Source organism: Mycobacterium appelbergii (assembly GCF_032883035.1).
In the GTDB taxonomy this organism is placed as follows: domain Bacteria; phylum Actinomycetota; class Actinomycetes; order Mycobacteriales; family Mycobacteriaceae; genus Mycobacterium; species Mycobacterium appelbergii.
In genome coordinates this window covers 85575-105141 of sequence record NZ_JAMQTH010000017.1, presented here as the reverse complement: position 1 = coordinate 105141, position 19567 = coordinate 85575, and the positions used below count along the sequence as shown (strand labels likewise).

The 19567-nt window shown below is 65.5% G+C and carries 22 protein-coding genes and 1 tRNA gene; 17 read left to right on the top strand and 6 right to left on the bottom strand.

Annotated features, from left to right (window positions below):
- Window positions 1-9: 9 nt before the first annotated feature.
- From M1247_RS31010 to M1247_RS30975, 8 genes are all read left to right on the top strand, one after another.
- Entirely contained in the window at window positions 10-1212 is a 1203-nt protein-coding gene (locus M1247_RS31010) for a cytochrome P450 (protein WP_317160254.1), read from the top strand.
- Window positions 1213-2040 (top strand): SDR family oxidoreductase, encoded by an 828-nt coding sequence (locus M1247_RS31005; protein WP_317160253.1) that lies wholly within the window; start codon window positions 1213-1215, stop codon window positions 2038-2040.
- A complete protein-coding gene (locus tag M1247_RS31000; RefSeq protein ID WP_317160252.1) occupies window positions 2037-3389 on the top strand; it encodes a lanosterol 14-alpha demethylase in 1353 nt (450 codons plus the stop codon). The genes M1247_RS31005 and M1247_RS31000 overlap by 4 nt, the downstream gene beginning before the upstream one ends.
- A 12-nt stretch (window positions 3390-3401) precedes the next feature.
- On the top strand, window positions 3402-3608 hold the full coding sequence (locus M1247_RS30995; protein ID WP_317160251.1) for a ferredoxin Fdx: 207 nt from the start codon (window positions 3402-3404) through the stop codon (window positions 3606-3608).
- 1 nt (window position 3609) lies between these two features.
- Window positions 3610-4152, top strand: a complete 543-nt coding sequence (locus M1247_RS30990; protein ID WP_317160250.1) for a nuclear transport factor 2 family protein — start codon at window positions 3610-3612, stop codon at window positions 4150-4152.
- A gap of 83 nt (window positions 4153-4235) precedes the next feature.
- Complete coding sequence (locus M1247_RS30985; RefSeq protein WP_317160249.1) at window positions 4236-5363, top strand: NDMA-dependent alcohol dehydrogenase; 1128 nt, start codon at window positions 4236-4238, stop codon at window positions 5361-5363.
- 9 nt (window positions 5364-5372) lie between these two features.
- Window positions 5373-5801 (top strand): nuclear transport factor 2 family protein, encoded by a 429-nt coding sequence (locus tag M1247_RS30980; protein ID WP_317160248.1) that lies wholly within the window; start codon window positions 5373-5375, stop codon window positions 5799-5801.
- An 8-nt stretch (window positions 5802-5809) separates the two neighbouring features.
- On the top strand, window positions 5810-6658 hold the full coding sequence (locus M1247_RS30975) for an SDR family NAD(P)-dependent oxidoreductase (RefSeq protein ID WP_317160247.1): 849 nt from the start codon (window positions 5810-5812) through the stop codon (window positions 6656-6658).
- On the opposite strand, the gene M1247_RS30970 is transcribed toward M1247_RS30975, so the two are convergent.
- The gene (locus tag M1247_RS30970; RefSeq protein WP_317160246.1) at window positions 6646-7614 is read right to left on the bottom strand and encodes an acyl-ACP desaturase; all 969 of its coding nucleotides are present in this window, start codon (window positions 7612-7614) and stop codon (window positions 6646-6648) included. The two genes, M1247_RS30975 and M1247_RS30970, sit on opposite strands and share 13 nt — an antisense overlap.
- 367 nt (window positions 7615-7981) lie before the next feature.
- On the opposite strand from M1247_RS30970, the gene M1247_RS30965 reads away from it, so the two are divergent.
- Window positions 7982-8398 (top strand): HIT family protein, encoded by a 417-nt coding sequence (locus M1247_RS30965; RefSeq protein ID WP_317160245.1) that lies wholly within the window; start codon window positions 7982-7984, stop codon window positions 8396-8398.
- On the opposite strand, the gene M1247_RS30960 is transcribed toward M1247_RS30965, so the two are convergent.
- Window positions 8358-9791, bottom strand: coding sequence for a sensor histidine kinase (locus tag M1247_RS30960; protein WP_317160244.1), 1434 nt, complete (start codon window positions 9789-9791; stop codon window positions 8358-8360). The genes M1247_RS30965 and M1247_RS30960 overlap by 41 nt on opposite strands.
- 31 nt (window positions 9792-9822) lie before the next feature.
- On the bottom strand, window positions 9823-10542 hold the full coding sequence (locus tag M1247_RS30955) for a response regulator transcription factor (protein WP_317160243.1): 720 nt from the start codon (window positions 10540-10542) through the stop codon (window positions 9823-9825).
- Window positions 10543-10638: 96 nt separating this feature from the next.
- Between M1247_RS30955 and M1247_RS30950 the strand changes: the two genes are divergently transcribed.
- The 4 genes from M1247_RS30950 (at window position 10639) to M1247_RS30935 (ending at window position 12637) form a co-directional block, all read left to right on the top strand.
- Complete coding sequence (locus M1247_RS30950; RefSeq protein WP_317160242.1) at window positions 10639-11460, top strand: hypothetical protein; 822 nt, start codon at window positions 10639-10641, stop codon at window positions 11458-11460.
- Window positions 11461-11487: 27 nt separating this feature from the next.
- Window positions 11488-11562 (top strand) — tRNA-Thr (locus M1247_RS30945).
- Between the two features lie 42 nt (window positions 11563-11604).
- On the top strand, window positions 11605-12009 hold the full coding sequence (locus M1247_RS30940) for an HNH endonuclease (protein ID WP_317160241.1): 405 nt from the start codon (window positions 11605-11607) through the stop codon (window positions 12007-12009).
- Between the two features lie 22 nt (window positions 12010-12031).
- Window positions 12032-12637, top strand: coding sequence for a class I SAM-dependent methyltransferase (locus M1247_RS30935; protein WP_317160240.1), 606 nt, complete (start codon window positions 12032-12034; stop codon window positions 12635-12637).
- Here the strand turns inward: M1247_RS30935 and M1247_RS30930 are convergent.
- Entirely contained in the window at window positions 12634-13758 is a 1125-nt protein-coding gene (locus tag M1247_RS30930; protein ID WP_317160239.1) for a glycoside hydrolase 5 family protein, read from the bottom strand. The two genes, M1247_RS30935 and M1247_RS30930, sit on opposite strands and share 4 nt — an antisense overlap.
- Window positions 13759-13847: 89 nt before the next feature.
- Window positions 13848-14549: a cutinase family protein gene (locus M1247_RS30925; protein WP_317160238.1), complete on the bottom strand. Its 702-nt coding sequence runs from the start codon at window positions 14547-14549 to the stop codon at window positions 13848-13850.
- 193 nt (window positions 14550-14742) lie between these two features.
- On the opposite strand from M1247_RS30925, the gene M1247_RS30920 reads away from it, so the two are divergent.
- From M1247_RS30920 to M1247_RS30905, 4 genes are read left to right on the top strand one after another with little or no spacing between them, the layout of a single operon-like run.
- Window positions 14743-17088 (top strand): xanthine dehydrogenase family protein molybdopterin-binding subunit, encoded by a 2346-nt coding sequence (locus tag M1247_RS30920; RefSeq protein WP_317160237.1) that lies wholly within the window; start codon window positions 14743-14745, stop codon window positions 17086-17088.
- Window positions 17089-17091: 3 nt separating this feature from the next.
- The gene (locus M1247_RS30915) at window positions 17092-17793 is read left to right on the top strand and encodes an SRPBCC family protein (protein ID WP_317160236.1); all 702 of its coding nucleotides are present in this window, start codon (window positions 17092-17094) and stop codon (window positions 17791-17793) included.
- Entirely contained in the window at window positions 17790-18665 is an 876-nt protein-coding gene (locus M1247_RS30910) for an FAD binding domain-containing protein (RefSeq protein ID WP_317160235.1), read from the top strand. Before M1247_RS30915 ends, M1247_RS30910 begins: the two co-directional genes overlap by 4 nt.
- Window positions 18658-19131, top strand: a complete 474-nt coding sequence (locus M1247_RS30905; protein WP_317160234.1) for a (2Fe-2S)-binding protein — start codon at window positions 18658-18660, stop codon at window positions 19129-19131. Before M1247_RS30910 ends, M1247_RS30905 begins: the two co-directional genes overlap by 8 nt.
- On the opposite strand, the gene M1247_RS30900 is transcribed toward M1247_RS30905, so the two are convergent.
- Entirely contained in the window at window positions 19094-19543 is a 450-nt protein-coding gene (locus M1247_RS30900; RefSeq protein WP_317160233.1) for a YdeI/OmpD-associated family protein, read from the bottom strand. The two genes, M1247_RS30905 and M1247_RS30900, sit on opposite strands and share 38 nt — an antisense overlap.
- Window positions 19544-19567 lie beyond the last annotated feature (24 nt).

The following is a 19567-nucleotide window of genomic DNA, read 5'->3' as shown; positions in this document are numbered from 1 at the left end:
ACAGTACCGATGACCCTACCCACCGTGGATCTTGTGCTCGACCCGTACAACTACGACTTTCACGAGGACCCCTACCCGTATTACCGCAGGCTGCGCGACGAGGCGCCGCTCTATCGCAATGAGGAACGCGGGTTCTGGGCGCTGTCGCGGCACAGCGACGTCGTGCAGGGTTTCCGCAACAGCGTGGCCCTGTCCAACAAGCACGGTGTCGCCCTCGACCCGATCTCCCGCAACGATGAAGCCCACCGCGTGATGTCGTTCCTCGCCCTGGACGATCCGGCGCACCTGCGGCTGCGGACCCTGGTGTCCAAAGGGTTCACCCCGCGCCGCATCCGCGAACTGGAGGCCCGGGTCACCGAGATCGCCGTGGAGCACCTCGACGAGGCGCTGCAGCAGCAGACTTTCGATTTCGTCGACGACTTCGCCGGCAAGCTGCCGATGGACGTCATCTCCGAACTCATGGGGGTACCCAAGGAGGACCGGGTCCGCATCCGGGCACTGGCCGACGGCGTCATGCACCGCGAGGACGGAGTCGCCGACGTACCCGGATCGGCGATCGAAGCCTCGGGCGAACTGCTGGTCTACTACGCCGACATGGTTTCGTCTCGTCGCAAGCAGCTCAGTGACGACCTGACGTCGGCGCTCGTGGAAGCCGAGATCAACGGCGACAAGCTCACCGACGACGAGATCATGGCGTTCCTGTTCCTGATGGTCGTCGCCGGGAACGAGACCACGACGAAACTGCTTGCCAATGCCGCATACTGGGGCGCCAGGTTCCCCGACCAGCTGGCGCCGGTTTTCGACAATCATGACCTGATCACGCCATGGGTCGAGGAAACGCTGCGGTACGACACCTCCAGCCAGATCCTGGCCCGGGCAGTCGCCGAAGACCTGACGTTCTACGGCACGACGGTTCCCGAAGGCGACGTGCTGCTGCTTCTGGCAGGCTCGGCCAACCGCGATGAACGTGCCTTCGAGAATCCAGACGAGTACCGCATCGGCCGCGACATCGGTTCGAAGCTCGTGAGTTTCGGCAGTGGTGCCCACTTCTGCCTTGGCGCACATCTGGCGCGCATGGAAGCCCGGGTGGCACTGACCGAGTTGTTCAAGCGAATCCGCGGGTATGAGGTCGATGAACCCGCGGCTGTGCGGGTGCATTCCAGTTCCGTACGAGGATTCGCCCATCTTCCGATCACAGTGGAGAAACGCTAAATGGCCCGTTTTGAACCTCATCCGACCCGCAGGCCCGCGATCGTGGCCGGCGCCTCGTCCGGGATCGGCGCCGCCGCGGCAACCGAACTGGCCGCCCGTGGCTTCCCGGTCGCGCTCGGTGCGCGCCGGGTGGAGAAGTGCCAGGAGATCGTCGACGACATCAAAGCCGCAGGCGGAGAAGCGGTTGCGCTTCCGTTGGATGTCACGGACGTGGACTCGGTCAAATCCTTCGTGCACGGCGCCGCCGAAGCCCTCGGGGATATCGAGGTGCTGGTCGCCGGCGCGGGCGACACCAACTTCGGTCGCCTGCATGAGATGAGCACCGACGAATTCGAAGAGCAGATCCAGATCCATCTGATCGGCGCCAACCGGATGGCCACCGCCGTCCTGCCCGGCATGGTCGAACGTCGCCGCGGAGACGTCATTTTCGTCGGCTCGGATGTCTCCCTGCGCCAGCGCCCGCACATGGGCGCCTACGGCGCCGCCAAGGCGGGACTGGTCGCGATGGTGACCAACCTGCAGATGGAGCTGGAAGGCACCGGCGTGCGAGCGTCGATCGTGCACCCTGGGCCCACCCGCACGTCGATGGGCTGGAGCCTGTCAGCCGAGAAGATCGGCCCGGCCCTGGAGGATTGGGCCAAGTGGGGCCAGGCCCGTCATGACTATTTCCTGCGCGCAGCCGACCTCGCCCGGGCCATCACGTTTGTCGCGGAGACACCGCGCGGCGGGTTCATCGCCAACCTGGAGATCCAGCCCGAGGCGCCGCTGGCCGACGTCAAGGACCGCCAGAAGCTTGCGCTCGGTGACGAAGGGATGCCGAAGCAGTGACGACACTCAAAGAAGTACAACGGGTTTCGGGTGGCGCCGAAGAACACGGCCACCTCGAGGAATTTCGCACCGATCCGATCGCGCTGATGAAGCGGGTGCGTGACGAGTGCGGCGATGTCGGCATATTCCAGCTCGCCGACAAGCAGGTGGTCTTCCTGTCCGGTGCGGAGGCCAACGAGTTCTTCTTCCGCTCTGCCGACAGCGATCTCGACCAGGCCGCGGCGTATCCGTTCATGACTCCGATCTTCGGTGAAGGGGTGGTGTTCGACACCGATCCCGAACGCCGCAAGGAGATGCTGCACAACGCTGCGCTGCGCGGCGACCAGATGAAGGGGCATGCCGCCACCATCGAGCACGAGGTGCGGCGGATGATCGAACAGTGGGGTTCCGAAGGCGAGATCGACCTGCTGGACTTCTTCGCCGAACTGACCATCTACACCTCGTCGGCCTGCCTGATCGGCAAGAAGTTCCGCGATCAGCTCGACGGCCGCTTCGCGCATCTCTACCACCAGCTCGAGCGCGGCACCGACCCGCTGTGTTACGTCGATCCGCACCTGCCGATCGAGAGCTTCCGGCTGCGCGACGAGGCCCGCAAGGGTCTGGTGGAGCTGGTGCAGGAGATCATGAATGTTCGGATCGCCAATCCGCCCAAGGACAAAAGCGACCGCGACATGCTCGACGTCCTCATCACCATCAAAGATGAAGACGGCAATCTGCGCTTCTCCGCCAACGAGATCACCGGGATGTTCATCTCGATGATGTTTGCCGGGCACCACACCAGCTCCGGCACCTCGTCGTGGACGCTGATCGAACTCCTGCGCCACCCCGACGTCCTCAAAGAGGTACTGGTCGAGCTGGAGGAGCTGTACTCCGACGGCAGCGAGGTCAGTTTCCATGCGCTGCGCCAGATCCCGAAACTGGAGAACGTCCTCAAGGAGACACTGCGACTGCACCCGCCGCTGATCATCCTGATGCGCGTGGCCCAGGGCGAGTTCGAGGTTGCGGGCCATCGCATTCACCAGGGCGAGATGGTGGCGGCCTCCCCCGCGATCTCCAACCGCATTCCTGAGGACTTCCCCGACCCTGACGCGTTCGATCCCGACCGGTACGAGAAGCCGCGCCAGGAGGATCTGATCAACCGGTGGACGTGGATTCCGTTCGGCGCAGGCAGGCACCGTTGCGTGGGTGCCGCGTTCGCCACCATGCAGATCAAGGCGATTTTCTCGGTGCTGTTGCGCGAGTACGAATTCGAGATGGCTCAGCCGGCCGACAGTTACCGCAACGACCACTCGAAGATGGTCGTCCAGCTGGAGCGGCCGGCCAAGGTCCGTTACCGCAAGCGGAGGTGAGGGAGTACCGCCATGGGTTCCTACCGTGTTGAAGTCGACCTGGACCTGTGCCAGGGCCACGCCATGTGCGAGGTGGAGGCACCCGACTACTTCCGGGTGCCCAAGCGCGGACAGGTCGAGATCCTCGACGACGAACCCCCCGATGCCGATCGGGAACAGATCGAGCAAGCCGTATGGGCCTGCCCCACACAAGCTCTGATGATCAAAGAGAAAGGCTGACATGTCGTTCAAACGTGAAGAGCTCGAAGACTGGGTCGAGCGATGGTTACAGGTCAACCGTGACGCCGAGAAGGCCGGCGACTGGAAGCCGTTGGCGGACTTCTACGCCGAGGACGCCACCTACGGCTGGAACATCGGCCCGAAGGAAGACGTGATGTGCGTCGGCCTGGACGAAATTCGGGACATCGCTCTGGGTTTGGAGATGGAGGGGCTGGACAACTGGTCCTACCCGTACCAACGCGTGATCATCGACGACAAGCAGGGCGAGATCGTCGGGTTCTGGAAGCAGGTGGCGACCGACGCCGAGGGTGCCCAAGAGGAGATCTACGGGATCGGCGGCAGCTGGTTCCGGCTCAACGCCGAAGGAAAGATCGCCTGGCAACGTGACTTCTTCGACTTCGGCCACGTGCAGAAGCTCTACCTCAAGTTGATGGAGAACGGAAAACTCTCGCCCGGCATGCAGAAACGCATCGAACGCAGCCTGGCCGGTGAGAAGCTGCCCGGGTATTACCCGATCGGTCAGACCCCCGTGCCGATCTGGTGAGACCCTGGCCACAGATGTGTGACCTAGGTAACTTAGTCTAACCCGGGAAGTTCACCGACATTGTTGACGGAAGCAGGGACGTGATGAAGACAAAAGGAGCTCTCATCTGGGAGTTCAACCAGCCGTGGTCCATCGAGGACATCGAGATCGGCGACCCCGTCAAGGATGAAGTCAAGATCCAGATGGAAGCGTCGGGGATGTGCCACTCCGACCACCATCTGGTGACCGGCGGCATCCCCATGGGTGGCTTTCCGGTGCTCGGCGGGCACGAAGGGGCCGGTATCGTCACCGAGGTCGGCCCGGGCGTCGAAGACATCGAGCCCGGCGATCACGTGGTGCTGTCGTTCATCCCGTCCTGCGGCAGCTGTCCGTCATGTCAGGCCGGGCTGCGCAACCTGTGCGATCTCGGTGCCGGGCTGCTCGGTGGCGCCGCGGTCAGCGATGGCACCTTCCGTATTCAGGCCAAAGGCCAGAACGTCTTCCCGATGACACTGCTCGGCACCTTCTCTCCGTACATGGTGGTGCACAGGAGCTCGGTGGTGAAGATCGACAAGTCCGTCCCGTTCGAGGTGGCCTGCCTGGTCGGCTGCGGCGTGACCACCGGCTACGGGTCGGCGGTGCGCGCCGGTGACATCCGCCCGGGCGATGATGTCGCGATCATCGGCGTCGGCGGTGTGGGTATGGCCGCGCTGCAGGGTGCGGTCAACGCGGGCGCACGGCACATCTTCGCGATCGACCCGGTGGAATGGAAGCGCGATCAGGCCCTGAAGTTCGGTGCCACCCATGTCTATCCGGACATCTTCGCGGCCATGGCGGGCGTCGCCGAGGTCACCTGGGGGCTGATGGCCAAGAAGGTCATCGTCACCGTCGGTGAGCTGCACGGCACTGAGGTCGACAACTATCTGAACCTCACCAGCAAGGGCGGCACCTGCGTGCTGACGGCGATCGGCAGCTTGATGGACACCAATGTGACCATGAACCTGGCAATGTTGACGCTGATGCAGAAGAACCTGCAGGGCACCATCTTCGGTGGCGGCAATCCGCACTTCGACATCCCGCAGCTGCTGTCGATGTACAAGGCGGGCAAGCTGAACCTCGACGATATGGTCACCCGTCAGTACAAGCTGGAGCAGATCAACGACGGGTACAAGGACATGCTCGAGGGTCGCAACATCCGCGGCATCATCCGCTACACCGACGCTGACAGGTAGCCACCGAACATGACCGAAACCCAGGAACTTTCACCGGTCCGTGCGGCTTCGCAGGCGTCGTGGCGATGCGTGCAGTCCGGCGACAAGGACGGGTGGCTGGCGCTGATGGCCGACGACGTCGTCGTCGAGGATCCCATCGGAGAAGCGGTCACCAACCCCGACGGCACCGGTGTGCGGGGCAAGGCGGCACTCGCGGACTTCTACGACACCAACATCGGCCCGAACCAGTTGACGGTCACCTGCGAAGAGACGTTTCCATCCAGTTCGCCGACTGAGATCGCCTACATCCTGGTGCTACACACCAGGTTTCCGAACGGGTTCACGGCCACGGTGCGCGGTGTCTTCACCTATCGGGTGAACAAGGAGGGGCTGATCACCAACCTGCGCGGCTACTGGAACATGGATGCGATGACGTTCGCGCAGGAGGGCGACAACTGACCAGCGGAATGTTCGCCGGCCGCGGCGCGGTGGTGGTCGGCGGCACCCGCGGCATCGGCCTCGCGGTGGCAGAGCTGCTGGCCGCCCAGGGCGCCGGTGTGGTGGTCAGCGGCCGCGACGCCACCGCCGCCGCGGCTGCAGCCGAACAGGTTTCGGGTGTCGCCCATATCGGTTCCCCGTCGGATCCGCGCACGGCGGACGCGCTCATCGACACCTGTGTGGGCGAGTTCGGAAGCATCGACATCTTGATCAACTGCGCGGGGACCGCGGAACCGGTGGGATCGTCGATCCTCAATGTGAGCAGCGCCCAGTTTCGTGCACTGCTCGACGCACATGTGGGCACGGTGTTCGAGACCTGTCGGGCGGCCGCTCCGAAGATGGTGGCCCAGGGTCGCGGAGCGATCGTCAACACGAGCTCGTTCGCGTTTCTCGGCGACTACGGGGGCACGGGTTACCCGGCGGGCAAGGGTGCGGTCAACGGGTTGACGCGGGCGATCGCGGCCGAACTCAGAGAGCACGGCGTGCGCGCCAATGTGGTGTGCCCCGGCGCCCGAACCCGACTGTCGACGGGGTCGGACTACGAACAGCACATCGCCGATCTCAACCGCCGCGGGCTACTCGACGACGTCAGCATGCAAGGTGCGCTCGACGCCGCGCCACCGGAGTACGTCGCGCCGACGTACGGCTACCTGGTCAGCGATGCGGCCCGGGACGTCACCGGCCGGATCTTCATCGCCGCGGGCAACTTCGTCGGCGAGTTCGCCCGACCCGCCCCCGGTTTCATCGGCTACCGCGACCATCACGACAGTCCGCCGTACACCGTTGACGAGGTACGCGGGTTGCTTCAGGAAACCTGACGCTCCCGCTTCATGGCCTCACGGGCCAGTAGCTTGTCGCGCTGTTCCTCGAACCGGACGACGTTGGCGGCGAGTTCATTCAGGTAGGTCGCCAACTGGTCACGTCGGGCCTCGCCGCGGGCGCTGAAATCGTTGCGTTCGAAGATGCGCCATTTGCGCAAGACCGGCATCACCACTTCGTCCATGTGCTGGCGGAGGTCGTAGATGCCGTGCTTGGCCATCAGCACGCCGTTACGCCGGAAGTTCGGCATTCCCTGCCCTGGCATCCGGAAGTTCTCGACAACAGCAGCTACCCCGTCAAGGGCCTGGTCAGGCGACAGGTCGAGCGCCGCGCCGCACATGTTGCGGTAGAAGATCATGTGCAGGTTCTCGTCGGCGGCGATGCGCTGCAACAACCGGTCGGCGATCGGATCGCCACATATTTTCCCGGTGTTGCGATGGCTGACCCGGGTCGCCAGTTCCTGAAAAGTGACATAGGCGATCGACATGAGGAATGCGCTGTCGTGCTTCTCCAACTCCTCGGCCGTCGCGGCGAACCCATTGGTGACGTGCTCCACCCGGGATTGCTCGAGCTCGACGAGGTCCACGCCGCGGGTGACGACCAGATAGTCACGCAACGCGATGCCGTGGCGATTCTCCTCGGCCGTCCAGCGTCCCACCCAGGCACCCCAGGCCCCGTCCATGGAGAAACTGTCGGCGGCTTCGCGGTGGTAGGACGGCAGGTTGTCCTCGGTGAGCAGGTTGGTGATCATCGCGGCCTTGGCGACCTCGCCCAGCTGCGACTGCTCGGGCGACCAATCCACGCCACCGGTCGCGGCGAAGTTGCCGCCACGGTCCCACGGCACGTAATCGTGCGGATACCAGTCCTTTGTGGTGGCCAGGTGCCGGTTGACGTTCAGCTCGGCAATTGGCTCGAGTTCCTGGTGTAGCGCGGTGTCGGTCAGCGCTTTCTGCATGAGCCTCTTTATGAGTCGACGTGTCAAAAGGTTGCACGACTTATCGATGTACTGTGCAAATTCTCATCGCGCGGACCCGTAAACCTTATCGCGTGGGCCATAAGTAATGGCGACTGGCCGTCCGCGCGTGTCGCCGACGCCGTCAAGCTAATTTTCACGACCGTTGGCAGCAAACTTTGACCGGTCGGTGCACGAGGTTCGGAAACCGACTCGACAGGGTCAGTCCCTACGGCAGGAGCCCCGCTCGAACCGACGACCGCGAAGGGACGGCCGGTGCGCCGGAGTGACGTGCACGAGTAATAGGTCCACCCGTGCGGGCCGCGGTCGGCGCGTCTCAAGGTGGGTGCGGCTCACTATGCTCATCGGCATGGCATCCGTCTTCACCAAGATCATCAACGGAGAACTGCCCGGCCGCTTCGTCTACGAGGACGATGAGATCGTCGCGTTCCTGACCATCGCGCCGATGACCCAGGGCCACACCCTGGTGGTGCCGCGCGCCGAGATCGACAATTGGCAGGACGTCCAGGCGGCGGTCTTCGGCCGGATCATGGGGGTCTCGCAGTTGATCGGCAAGGCGGTGTGTAAGGCATTCGGTGCCGAGCGGGCCGGGGTGATCATCGCCGGCCTTGAGGTGCCACACCTGCACGTGCATGTGTTCCCGGCCTACAACCTCACCGATTTCGGGTTCGCCAACGTCGACAACAACCCGTCAGCGCAATCCCTCGACGAGGCCCAGGCGAAGATCAAAGCCGCGCTGGCAGATCTGCAATCCTCGGCAGGCTGACGGTGAAACGGCACCCCTGCCCCGGGGCGGTGGTGACCCGCACCGTCCCGCCGTGGGCGTACACCAGGGAGTCGACGATCGACAGTCCCAGCCCGGTCCCGCCGCTGGCCCGGGTGCGCGAGGTATCCGCGCGGTAGAACCGTTCGAACACCCGCCGGGCGTCCTCCTGGCTCATGCCGGGCCCTTCGTCGCACACCTCAAGTACCGCGTGGTCCTTGTCCGTCCCGACACGCACGGTGACACCCGCGGTCTCCGGGGTGTGCTGTAACGCGTTGGCCACCAGATTGCTCAACACCTGGCGCAGCCGGGCCTCGTCGCCGAGTACCTCCGGCGTGCCGGGGCCATCGAACACCTCCATCGCCACCGTGCGTGTCGGGGCGATCGACTGCGCATCGTGCACGGCGTCGGTGGCAAGCGTCAGCAGATCCACCCGGTGCTGCTCGAGCGGGCGTTGCGCGTCGAGGCGGGCCAGCAGCAGGAGATCCTCGACCAGCAGACCCATCCGCCGGGATTCGCTCTCGATGCGACCCATCAGCATCTCGATGTCACGCGCGGCACCCTGCCGGTACAGCTCGGCGAAGCCGCGGATCGTGGTGAGGGGGGTACGCAGTTCGTGGCTGGCATCGGTGATGAACCGTCGCATGCGTTCCTCGGAGCTGCGCGCCTGTTCCGCCGAGGCATCGGATGCGGCCACCGCGCGCTGAATCTGCGCGAGCATCCCGTTGAGCGCCAACGAAAGTCGGCCGACTTCCGTGCGCGGGTCCCGTTCGGGGACCCGTCGGTCGAGCTGCCCCGCGGCGATGGCGGCGGCCGTGCGTTCCACCTCCACGAGCGGGCGCAGACTGCGGTGCACGACGGCGTATCCGGCGACGCCGAGCACCAACAGCACAGCAGCTCCGATACCCACCTGCGACCAGATCAGCGCCCGCACCGAGGACTGCACCTCGGACAGGTCGATCGCGACTGTGGTGAGCTCACCCGTCGGCCCCTGCACGGTCATGGCCCGCCACTGGACGTTCGAGTTGTCGAGGGATCCGACGGTCACGGGCACGGGCCCGACATCATTGTCGTCGGGCAGATCCGGTTCGGCCTCCCGGTCGTTGACCGCGATCCACGTGCGTCCGTCGGGATCGACCCCACGCACGTAGAAGTTCGACGGCGGCCGCGCGGGGTTCGGCCCTTCCAGCGGTGTGGTCGGCAACCGGGGCGCCTGCGCCCAGCTACGGGAAGCGTCGAGCAGCGTCTGATCGATGCGGCTGACCTCGGTGTGCCTCATGATCGAGGTGACGGCAATGCCCGAGGCCAGCAGGCCACACGCCACCAGCACAAGAGCGGCGGCAACCAAACCGACCCGCAGCGGCACCCCGCGCCCGCGGCCTACCCGGTCGAACACCTCAGCAGTATGGCCGCTGAGGACCGGGGCGTCAGCGCGGCTCGCGTAAAACGTAGCCAACGCCGCGCAGAGTGTGCAGGAGGCGCTTGTCGCCGGTGTCGATCTTGCGACGCAAGTAGGAGACGTAGGACTCGACGACATTGACGTCGCCGCCGAAGTCGTAACGCCACACATGATCGAGGATCTTGGGCTTGGACAGCACCGTGCCGGCATTGATGATGAAGTAACGCAACAGGGTGAACTCGGTGGGCGACAGCGATACCGGCTCGCCGGCCTTCCACACCTCGTGGGTGTCCTCGTCGAGTTCGATGTCGGCGAAGGTCAGCCGGGCGCTGCGCGGTTCCTCGATGCCGCGGCCGGACCGGCGCAGGATCACCCGTAGCCGTGCCACCACTTCTTCCAGGCTGAACGGCTTGGTCACGTAGTCATCGCCACCGAGGGTCAGTCCGGCGATCTTGTCCTGCAGGCTGTCGCGTGCGGTCAGGAACAACGCGGGCGCGTCGATACCGTCGGCGCGCAACCGGCGCAACAGCCCGAACCCGTCCATGCCGGGCATCATCACGTCGAGGATCACCGCGTCGGGCCGCATCTCGCGGGCCTTGTCCAGCGCGGCGGGGCCGTTGCAGGCGGTGTATACCTCGAAGCCCTGGAACTTCAGGCTGACCGACAGCAACTCGACAATGTTGGCCTCGTCGTCGACGACGAGGACCCGGGCTTCGGGGACACTCTCAGGCAGTGCAGGCATGGCCATTCCGCAATGTTGAACCGTTCAGATGGACTCATCCTGCATGCGCGCTGTGGACTTCCTGTGAGTTTCGCTGTGATCGCCCTCACCTAGACTGACGCCATGAACCTCGGCAGGACCATGGTCCAGGTTGCCACCGCACCCGTGCGCATCGGCCTTGCAGTCGCCGATGCCGGCCTCGGCATTGCCGCAGAGACGCTCAATGTCGTGCAGCGCGGTCTCACCGACGTCAACCCGATCAACCGCACGTCATCGGTGGCGCAGATGCTCGGGCTCGACGACGCGGTCGAGCGGGCGAACCGGCTGGCGCGCCTGATGGATGACGACGCTCCCCTGGGTCGGGCACTGGCGCCCGACGGCCCGGTCAACAGGTTGCTGCGACCCGGTGGTCTCGTCGACCAGTTGACCACAGAAGGTGGCCTGCTGGACCGGTTGACCGCTGAGAACGGCGCGGTGTCACGGGCGGTGGCGCCGGGCGGGCTGGTCGACCAGGTGACCATGGAGGGCGGTCTGCTGGACCGGCTCACCACCGACGACGGCGCGCTCTCGCGCGTGATCGCACCGGGCGGGCTTGCCGATCAACTGCTGGCCAACGACGGGCTGATCGAGCGGGTGCTGCGCGAGGACGGCGTGGCCGACCGGCTGCTTGCCGAAGACGGTCTGCTCGACACCCTCACCGATCCCGACGGCCCCCTGCTCAAACTCGCCGATGTCGCCGACACGCTCAACCGGCTGGCGCCGGGGCTGGAAGCGCTCGCCCCGACCATCGACGCCCTGCACGATGCCGTCATCACGCTCAGCCAGGTGGTCAATCCGCTGAGCAACATCGCCGGGCGGATTCCGCTACCGCGTCAGCGCAGCAGGCGCAGCAGCACCGTGCCCCGGGCCGTGGTCTCCGAACGCATCGTCGACGCAGAAGACTGACCCGTTAAACTAGGGCACGTTCCACCCGCCTCCGTAGCTCAGTGGTAGAGCAACGCACTTGTAATGCGTAGGCCGTCAGTTCAATCCTGACCGGGGGCTCCACACGGCATCCGACTTGTCGGTGCCTCCTCGTAACTTCTACCCATGAGACTCTGCCTCGGCTGTGGTGCAGCACTTTCGAAGCGCAGCCAGAAGATCTACTGCGGCAACGCCTGCCAGGCATCGGCCCGACGCGATGCCAGTACGAAACTGTGGCTCGAGACCGGCGAGGCGTGGATCGACGGCCGCCGCGGTCACTACATTCGGCAGTACCTCGCCGCCGCTCAGTCAGACTGCTGTGCAATCTGCGGGGCAGCCAGCACCTGGCAGGGACTCCCCCTGACATTGATCATGGACCACATCGACGGCAACCCGACCAACAACCGACGGGAGAACCTGCGCCTGATCTGCCCGAACTGTGACTCACAGTTGCCGACGTACAAGAGCCGCAACCGAGGGAACGGACGCCACTACCGCAGGCAGCGCTACGCCGACGGTCAGTCGCACTAGGCGCCTGTTGGACAATGCAGGCATGGTCGAACAGAGCATTTGGATGCAGAAGGTCGCCGCCGATCCCGGACATTCGCAGTGGTACATCGAACGGTTCCGGTCCATGGCGCGGGCCGGCGAAGACCTGGCCGGGGAGGCCCGTTTCATCGACGCGATGGTGCCGCGGGGCGCCCGCATCCTCGATGCCGGTTGCGGCCCGGGCCGGTTGGGTGGCTATCTGGCCGCGGCCGGTCATCAGGTGGTCGGCGTCGACGTCGACCCGGCGCTGATCGAGGCCGCCGAGCAGGACCATCCCGGGCCGCGCTGGCTCGTCGGCGACCTCGCCGAACTCGACCTGCCTGCACGCGGTATCACCGAACCGTTCGATGTCATCGTGTCGGCAGGCAACGTCATGACGTTCGTCGCGCCCAGCACCCGCGTCGCGGTGCTGACCCGGCTGCGTGCCCACGTCGCTGACGAGGGCCGGATCGTGATCGGTTTCGGCGCCGGTCGCGATTATGAGTTCGCGCAGTTCTTCGAGGACGCCGCCGCCGCGGCGCTCGCGCCCGATCTACTGCTGTCCACCTGGGATCTGCGGCCGTTCACCGAGGACTCCGGCTTCCTGGTCGCGGTTCTCCGGCCCGCCTAAACGCGCGTGGTCAGCTTGCGAAGCGTCTGGTACTCACTGTCCTTGTAGGGCCGGCCATCGGGTTGCAGCAGGTCACTGAACCACACCTTCGGAACCTTGGTGTACGGCTTGTCCCACGAATCCCATGGGAAGTATGTCTGGGTCTTGCCTGCCACCATGCCCCAGCTGTACGCGGCGACGTTGTGTCGCTTGGCAACCGGCAACACGCCTTCGATCGTGCTGCCCTGGTTTCGCGCCAGGTATTCGGTGCACAGGATCGGACGCCCGAGCGGAGCAAGCTCATCGATACGGGCCTCGAAGTCGTGGGGTCCGCCGTAGGAGTGGAAGGAGATGACGTCGGAGTTGTCGAGCTGAAAGTTGTCCATCTCGCTGCGGCTGCCCGGGCTCCAATTTCCTTGCCAGACACCGCTGGTCAACGGCTGCACCGGATTCACCGACCGCGCCCAGCTGAACACCTGCGGGAGTATCCCACCGACCGCATCCAACTTGTCCTTGCGCTCGACCTTGCGGTACTGCTTGGCGGGGTTGTCCGGCTCGTTCCACAGATCCCATCCCAGAACCCGGTTGTCGGTGCGGAACTGGCTCATCACCCCCACCACGTAATCCTGCAGTAGCGGCCGGTAGCGGGCGTCGTCGATCCGTTGAGCACCCGGGCTCTGCACCCACCCCGAGTTGTGCACGCCCGGCGTGGGCGCGCGCTGGGCACCCAGCTTCGGGTGCGGATCCCAGCAGGAGTCGAAAAAGACGAACAGCGGCTTGATGCCCTGACGCGCCGCAATCGCGACGAACTGCGCCAACCGGTTCTGAAAACCCGCCCGGTCCGAAGCCCACAGCAGATCGTGCAGAAAGACCCGTACGGTGTTGAACCCGAGCAGCCGGCAGGCACCCAACTCGCTGTCGATGCGCCGGGGATCGTAGGTGCCCGCGCCGAACATCTCGAGCTGGTTGATGGCGTTCGACGTGATGAAGTTGGTGCCGACCAACCAGCCCTGGGCCTGATACCAGGCGTTGGCACGCTCAACCGGCCACTGACCAGCCGCGGCGGTGGCGCGGGGGATCGTGGTCAATGCCGCGGAAGCTGCCAATACGAGCGGAATCTTGAGGACCGTTCGACGTTGCACCACGTGACAATAGTGGGCCCGACCTGCACAACTGGGGCTCGCGTATCACTTTGCAATCATTGAGGTTTCGAATCGTTATCCGATTCGCCTCAGAGCCGGCCCACTGCGTAGGACGCCGCTTGGTTCGTCATGCCGTTGATGTTGTAGAGGCCGTGGGCGAAACTGGGCACACCGGCGGGGGCACCGTCGCAGATCGTGTCTCCCGGCTCACACAATTCGAGGGTCTTGTCTGCGTACCGCGGTCCGATGACGATTGGCGGCGCCCCGATATCGCCCATGAACTGGTCCGACGGCTTGCCCATCAGGACCACCGCGGCGACGTGGTTTGCGGCTTCCGGCGGCATGGGGTCCGGTATGTACCGCTCGTACTCCGTCGGTATCTCGTCGGGCACGGCGGCCGAGGTGACGAATCCGGCCACCACAGCACCTTGGGAATACCCGCCGAGCACCATCTTGGTGGCCGGACAGCGCGCGGCCGTTGACTCGATGTGGCTGGCCGCGTCCCGGATCCCGTCGACGACAGTTTTGGCGAATTCGATGCGGTCGCCGAAGTCGCCGCTGGCGGCGTAGTTGACCGGATAGACGTCGACGGACTTCCCGCCCGCTTGCGCGCGCACCGCATCGATGAACGCCTGTCCCGTGACGCCCACCCCGGGCGGCTCGAAGGTGCCGCGGGCGAAGATGACCTCAACGTCAGGACATGGTTGGGCCGCCGCCGTGTAGGCCGGCGCCAGCGGTAGAGCGCACGCCGCGATCAGAACAGCACCCTGAATCAGTTTGAAGAATCTCATGTGGACTCCAGTGCATCGGACCACTGCCGACCGTAACGGACAGAAGCATCCCGTGTCTCGGTGGAAATGTCACTCTCCTCTTGGGGCACATTCCTTTCCGTTGTACGATAATCCCACTCTTGTGGCCGGGCGTCGAAAGACTCGACGGCCACTGCTTACGCGCAAAAGTAACCGACGGATTGGGGCGATTTCTATGGCGTCAGCTGCACCGGAGGCCGTCACCAGCCGCTATGCAGGCAGGCGGATGGAACGGGTGGAGGACACCCGGCTGCTCACGGGTCGCGGCACGTTTGTCGACGACGTCACGCGGCCAGGCATGCTCCACGCCTGCTTCGTACGCAGCCCGTTTGCCCGCGCCACGATCAACGGCATCGACGCCGCTGCGGCGCTGGCACTGCCGGGTGTGCTCGCGGTGTACACCGCCGCCGACATCAACCCCGAAGTCAAAGAGGCCTGGCACGCGGTCGCCGGTAAAGACATGCCGGACACCCCGCGCCCGCCGCTGGCCGAAGGCGAGGTGAAATTCGTCGGTGATCCCGTGGCGCTCGTGGTGGCCGAGAGCCGGTACATCGCCGAAGACGCCGCCGACCTGGTCGATGTCGACTACGAGGCACTGCCCGCCATCGCCGACTTCCGCCAGGCGCTGACCTCGGAGGTGGCCGTGCACGCGGCCTATCCCGACAACAACGCGGGCGGGATGGCCGGGATGCCACCTGACGAGGAGACCTTCAACTCCGCCGCGCACGTCGTGAAAGAACACATCTACCAGCAGATGCACGTGCCGGTGCCGATCGAGACCCGCGGCATGGTCGCCGAGTGGGCAGGCGCCACCGGCGAGCTCACGATTTGGGCCTCCACCCAGACACCGCACGAACTCAGAGCCTTCGGAGCGCGCCTGTTGGGCATACCGGCCCAGCATGTGCGGGTCATCATGCGCGACACCGGCGGCGCGTTCGGTCAGAAGGTCGTCCCGATGCGGGAGGACATGTGCATCATGTTGGCCGCTCGCAAAACGACGGGGGCGCTCAAGTGGATCGAGGACCGTCGCGAAAACCTCATGTCGGCCGGGCAGTCCCGCCATGTCGACGGCGACGTGCGGATGGCGTTCGACGCCGACGGCACCATCCTGGCCGCCGACATCGACTTCGTGCAGGACGTCGGTTCCTATCCGACGCCGTATCCGGTATTGACCACCGCCGCGATCGGCATGTTCTTTCCCGGCCCCTACCGCGTCCCCAAGGCCAGCTTCAACTACAAGACCGTGTTCTCCAACACCGCGGGCCTGCACGCCTACCGCGGACCGTGGCAATACGAAACCCTCACGCGGGAAATCCTTCTCGACATCGCCGCCCGCAAGATGGACATGGACCCGGTGGAACTGCGACGCAAGAATCTGCTGCGCCGCGACGAGATGCCCTACGCCAACCCCAACGGCATGCCGTATGACCACGTCGCCCCGGCCGAGACGTTCGAGCAGGCCGTCAAGATCCTCGACCACGAGGGCTTCCGCAGGGAGCAGGCCGAGGCGCTGGCCCAGGGCCGCTATATCGGCCTCGGGTTCTCGGCCTACATCGAACCGACCGGTGCCGCCACCGGTCACCTCGCCACCGAGGGCGCCACGATCCGGATGGAGCCGACCGGCAAGATCAACGTCTACGTCAACGGCGGGTCAACCGGAAACAGCTTGGAAACCACCGTCATCCAACTCACGGCCGACGCACTGGGCGCCGACATCGACGACGTCGCGACCATCCAGGGCGATACCGCGGTGACCCCGTACGGAGCCGGAACCCAGGGCAGTCGCAGCGCCCCGATGACGGCAGGCGCGGTCAACGAGGCCGGCACGATCCTGCGCAATCAGCTCGTCGCGATGGCCGCGGCCCGACTCGACGTGCCGGAATCCGAGATCGAACTCGGCGGATCGAAGGCGACCGTCCGTGACGATCCGGCCAAGAGCGTGACATTCGCCGACCTGGCCTACCGTGCGCACTACGAGCCGCAGCAACTGCCGCCGGGGATGTCGGCAGCGCTGGAGGCCACTGCCCGGTTCACCGCACCCCCGACCGCACCGATCCACTGGGCCAACGCCACCCACGCCTGTACGTGTGAAGTGGATCTGACCACCGGGCACGTGACCCTTACGCGCTACATCGTCAGCGAGGACGTCGGCCCGATGATCAACCCCACCGTGGTCGAGGGCCAGATCGCCGGCGGCACCGTGCAGGGCATCGGTGGCGCGTTACTGGAGAAGCTCTCCTACGACGACGCCGGAAATCCGTTGTCCTCGACGTTCGTCGACTACCTGCTGCCGACAGCCACCGAGGTCCCCGTCATCGAGTACGGCCATGTCGAGATCCCCGGACCCGGCGTCGGCGGCTACAAAGGCGCAGGTGAGGGCGGGGCCATCGGCTCCACCCCCGCGGTGATCAACGCCGTCAACGACGCTCTCGCCCCACTCGGAGTCACTCTGACCACGCTGCCTGCCAGCCCCTCCGCCATCGTCGAGCTGCTCGAACGATCAGAGAAGAAGGAGCACTAAACCGTGGAGCTCAACAACGAATTCCGGGTCGCGGTTCCGGCGGCGAAAACCTGGGAGGTGCTCACCGACGTAGAGCGGGTGGCACCGTGTCTGCCCGGCGCGACGCTCCTCAACGTCGACGGTGACGAGTTCACCGGTGCCGTGAAGGTGAAGGTCGGCCCGATCACGGTGTCCTACCAGGGTGAGGCCGCGTTCCAGGAGAAGGATGTGGCCGCACAGCGTGTGGTGCTCAAAGCCAACGGTAAGGAGACGCGCGGCAACGGCACCGCCTCGGCCGTCGTCACCGCGCAACTGAAAGACGAGGGCGACGCGACCACCGTGGTGGTCACCACCGACCTGGCCATCTCGGGCAAGGCCGCACAGTTCGGCCGCGGCGTGCTGGCCGATGTCGCGGGCAACCTGATCGGACAGTTCGCCAAGAACCTGGAGGCCGAACTGCTCGGACCCGCCACCCCATCCGCCGAAAGCGACTCCGCCACTGCCGGATCCGAACAGGCACCGCAGCAGGGCGCCCCCATCAACGCGATCGCGCTGGCCAAGGTGATGGCGGTGCCGATGGCCAAACGGTTCGCCCCCGCGATCGGTGCGGTCGCGGCGGCCGGCGTGCTGGGGTTCGTCCTCGGCCGCGCCGGACGCAAGAGCCGCAGACACACTGCCCTGACGGCCGAAGACCTGCAGGCCGCGCTGCTGCGGTTGGTGTCGTGAAAGCCGCACCGTTCGCCTACCACCGCCCCGACACCATCGACGAGGCGGTGGCGCTGCTCGGCGAGTACGGCAACGACGCGAAGATTCTGGCCGGCGGACAGAGCCTGGTGCCGATGCTGGCGATGCGACTCACGCATTTCGACAACCTCATCGACATCTCCCGGGTGTCCGAACTCAACGACATCACCGCGCAGGGTTCCGAGGTACGCATCGGTGCGGCCACCCCTCATGCCATGGTCGGCATGGACGACGAAATCGCCGATTCGGTGCCGTTGTTGACGCTCGCCACACCGCACATCGGGCATTTCCAGATCCGTACCCGCGGGACTCTTGGCGGCGCGATTGCGCACGCCGATCCAGCCGCGGAGTACGCCGCCGTCGCACTCGCGCTCGACGTGACGATCGAGGCCACGTCCCCGCGCGGCAGGCGCGACATCGGAGCCGGCGAGTTCTTCACCGGCCTGTGGGAGACCTCGCTGGCCGCCGACGAGATCCTGACCGCCGTACGTTTCCCGGTGTGGTCGGGTCGTTGCGGCTTTGCCGTGCAGGAATTCGCCCGCCGCCACGGCGATTTCGCCATCGCCGGTGCGGTCGTCGGCATCGAGCTCGACGACGACAACCGGGTGAGCAGATGCGGCATCGGCCTGCTGGGACTCGGCTCGACACCCAAACGCGCCACCGGTGCCGAGCACGCCGTGATCGGCACCCCGCTCGGCAACGTCACCGACGAGCAGATCGGCGAGCAGGCCATGTCCGAACTCTCCGACATCCCGGCCGACCTGCAGGGCTCGGCGGCCTACCGCGCGCGCGTCGGGGCCGCGATGGTGGCACGGGCCTGGAACCAAGCAAGCATGGAGGCGCTCAATGCATGAAATGCCGGTTGAGCTTTCGGTCAACGGCCGCGACCACCGCGCCGATGTCGAGCCCAGGGTGACCCTGGCCGACTTCCTGCGCGAACGGTGCGGCTTGACCGGCACCCACCTCGGCTGCGAGCACGGTGCTTGCGGAGCGTGCACGGTCCTGCTGGACGGGCAGGCGGTTCGGTCCTGCCTGATCTTCGCGGTGCAGGCCGACGGTCAGGAGGTGACCACCGTCGAGGGGATCGCCCAGCCCGACGGTGAGCTGTCCCCCGTGCAGGCCGCACTCAAGGAGTGCCACGGCCTGCAGTGCGGCTTCTGCACCCCGGGGTTCGTCACGTCGATCACCGCCCTGTTGCGCGACAACCCCAACCCGACGGACGTGGAGATCCGCGAGGGGCTGTCCGGCAATTTCTGCCGCTGCACCGGTTACCAAGGCATTATCAATGCCGTGCACCGGGCTTCCCAAGAGCTTCAATGACTTTGGCGATGCGTCGCTCCCGGGTCTCGGCGGTCTTGGCACCCTGCACCGACGTGACATGGGCCTTCTGTTTGCTGTAGGACAGTGCATTCCAGGCCGCGGCTGCCGCGGGTGAGTCACTGAGCGCGCTCCGCAGATCATCAGGCAGCTCCACGGTACGGGGCGCGGTATCCACGGTGAGTTCGACATCGATCGCGTCACCACCACTGATCCCCGACTCGCCACGCCGTTCTGCACTGAACGGGATCAGGTACTTTCCGCCCATGGGCGCGATTGTCGACCGGTACCGGTAGCCGTTCACGTCGACGACCACAGCCGGGCGTTTTCCGGCGCCCAGGGCCTCGACCACCTCTGCCGGTACCTCGATCCCCGTGTTGTTCCCTTGCTGGAACATGGTTGTAGAGAACTGCATTGTCCGAAAATAACCGGTAGAAGG

Bases quoted from the DNA above. Each gene is read 5' to 3' on its own strand.
- M1247_RS31010 (WP_317160254.1), top strand. From the start codon at position 10: ATGACCCTACCCACCGTGGATCTTGTGCTCGACCCGTACAACTACGAC.
- M1247_RS31005 (WP_317160253.1), top strand. From the start codon at position 1,213: ATGGCCCGTTTTGAACCTCATCCGACCCGCAGGCCCGCGATCGTGGCC.
- M1247_RS30995 (WP_317160251.1), top strand. From the start codon at position 3,402: ATGGGTTCCTACCGTGTTGAAGTCGACCTGGACCTGTGCCAGGGCCAC.
- M1247_RS30990 (WP_317160250.1), top strand. From the start codon at position 3,610: ATGTCGTTCAAACGTGAAGAGCTCGAAGACTGGGTCGAGCGATGGTTA.
- M1247_RS30985 (WP_317160249.1), top strand. From the start codon at position 4,236: ATGAAGACAAAAGGAGCTCTCATCTGGGAGTTCAACCAGCCGTGGTCC.
- M1247_RS30980 (WP_317160248.1), top strand. From the start codon at position 5,373: ATGACCGAAACCCAGGAACTTTCACCGGTCCGTGCGGCTTCGCAGGCG.
- M1247_RS30975 (WP_317160247.1), top strand. From the start codon at position 5,810: ATGTTCGCCGGCCGCGGCGCGGTGGTGGTCGGCGGCACCCGCGGCATC.
- M1247_RS30970 (WP_317160246.1), bottom strand. From the start codon at position 7,614: ATGCAGAAAGCGCTGACCGACACCGCGCTACACCAGGAACTCGAGCCA.
- M1247_RS30965 (WP_317160245.1), top strand. From the start codon at position 7,982: ATGGCATCCGTCTTCACCAAGATCATCAACGGAGAACTGCCCGGCCGC.
- M1247_RS30955 (WP_317160243.1), bottom strand. From the start codon at position 10,542: ATGGCCATGCCTGCACTGCCTGAGAGTGTCCCCGAAGCCCGGGTCCTC.
- M1247_RS30950 (WP_317160242.1), top strand. From the start codon at position 10,639: ATGAACCTCGGCAGGACCATGGTCCAGGTTGCCACCGCACCCGTGCGC.
- M1247_RS30940 (WP_317160241.1), top strand. From the start codon at position 11,605: ATGAGACTCTGCCTCGGCTGTGGTGCAGCACTTTCGAAGCGCAGCCAG.
- M1247_RS30935 (WP_317160240.1), top strand. From the start codon at position 12,032: ATGGTCGAACAGAGCATTTGGATGCAGAAGGTCGCCGCCGATCCCGGA.
- M1247_RS30925 (WP_317160238.1), bottom strand. From the start codon at position 14,549: ATGAGATTCTTCAAACTGATTCAGGGTGCTGTTCTGATCGCGGCGTGC.
- M1247_RS30920 (WP_317160237.1), top strand. From the start codon at position 14,743: ATGGCGTCAGCTGCACCGGAGGCCGTCACCAGCCGCTATGCAGGCAGG.
- M1247_RS30905 (WP_317160234.1), top strand. From the start codon at position 18,658: ATGCATGAAATGCCGGTTGAGCTTTCGGTCAACGGCCGCGACCACCGC.
- M1247_RS30900 (WP_317160233.1), bottom strand. From the start codon at position 19,543: ATGCAGTTCTCTACAACCATGTTCCAGCAAGGGAACAACACGGGGATC.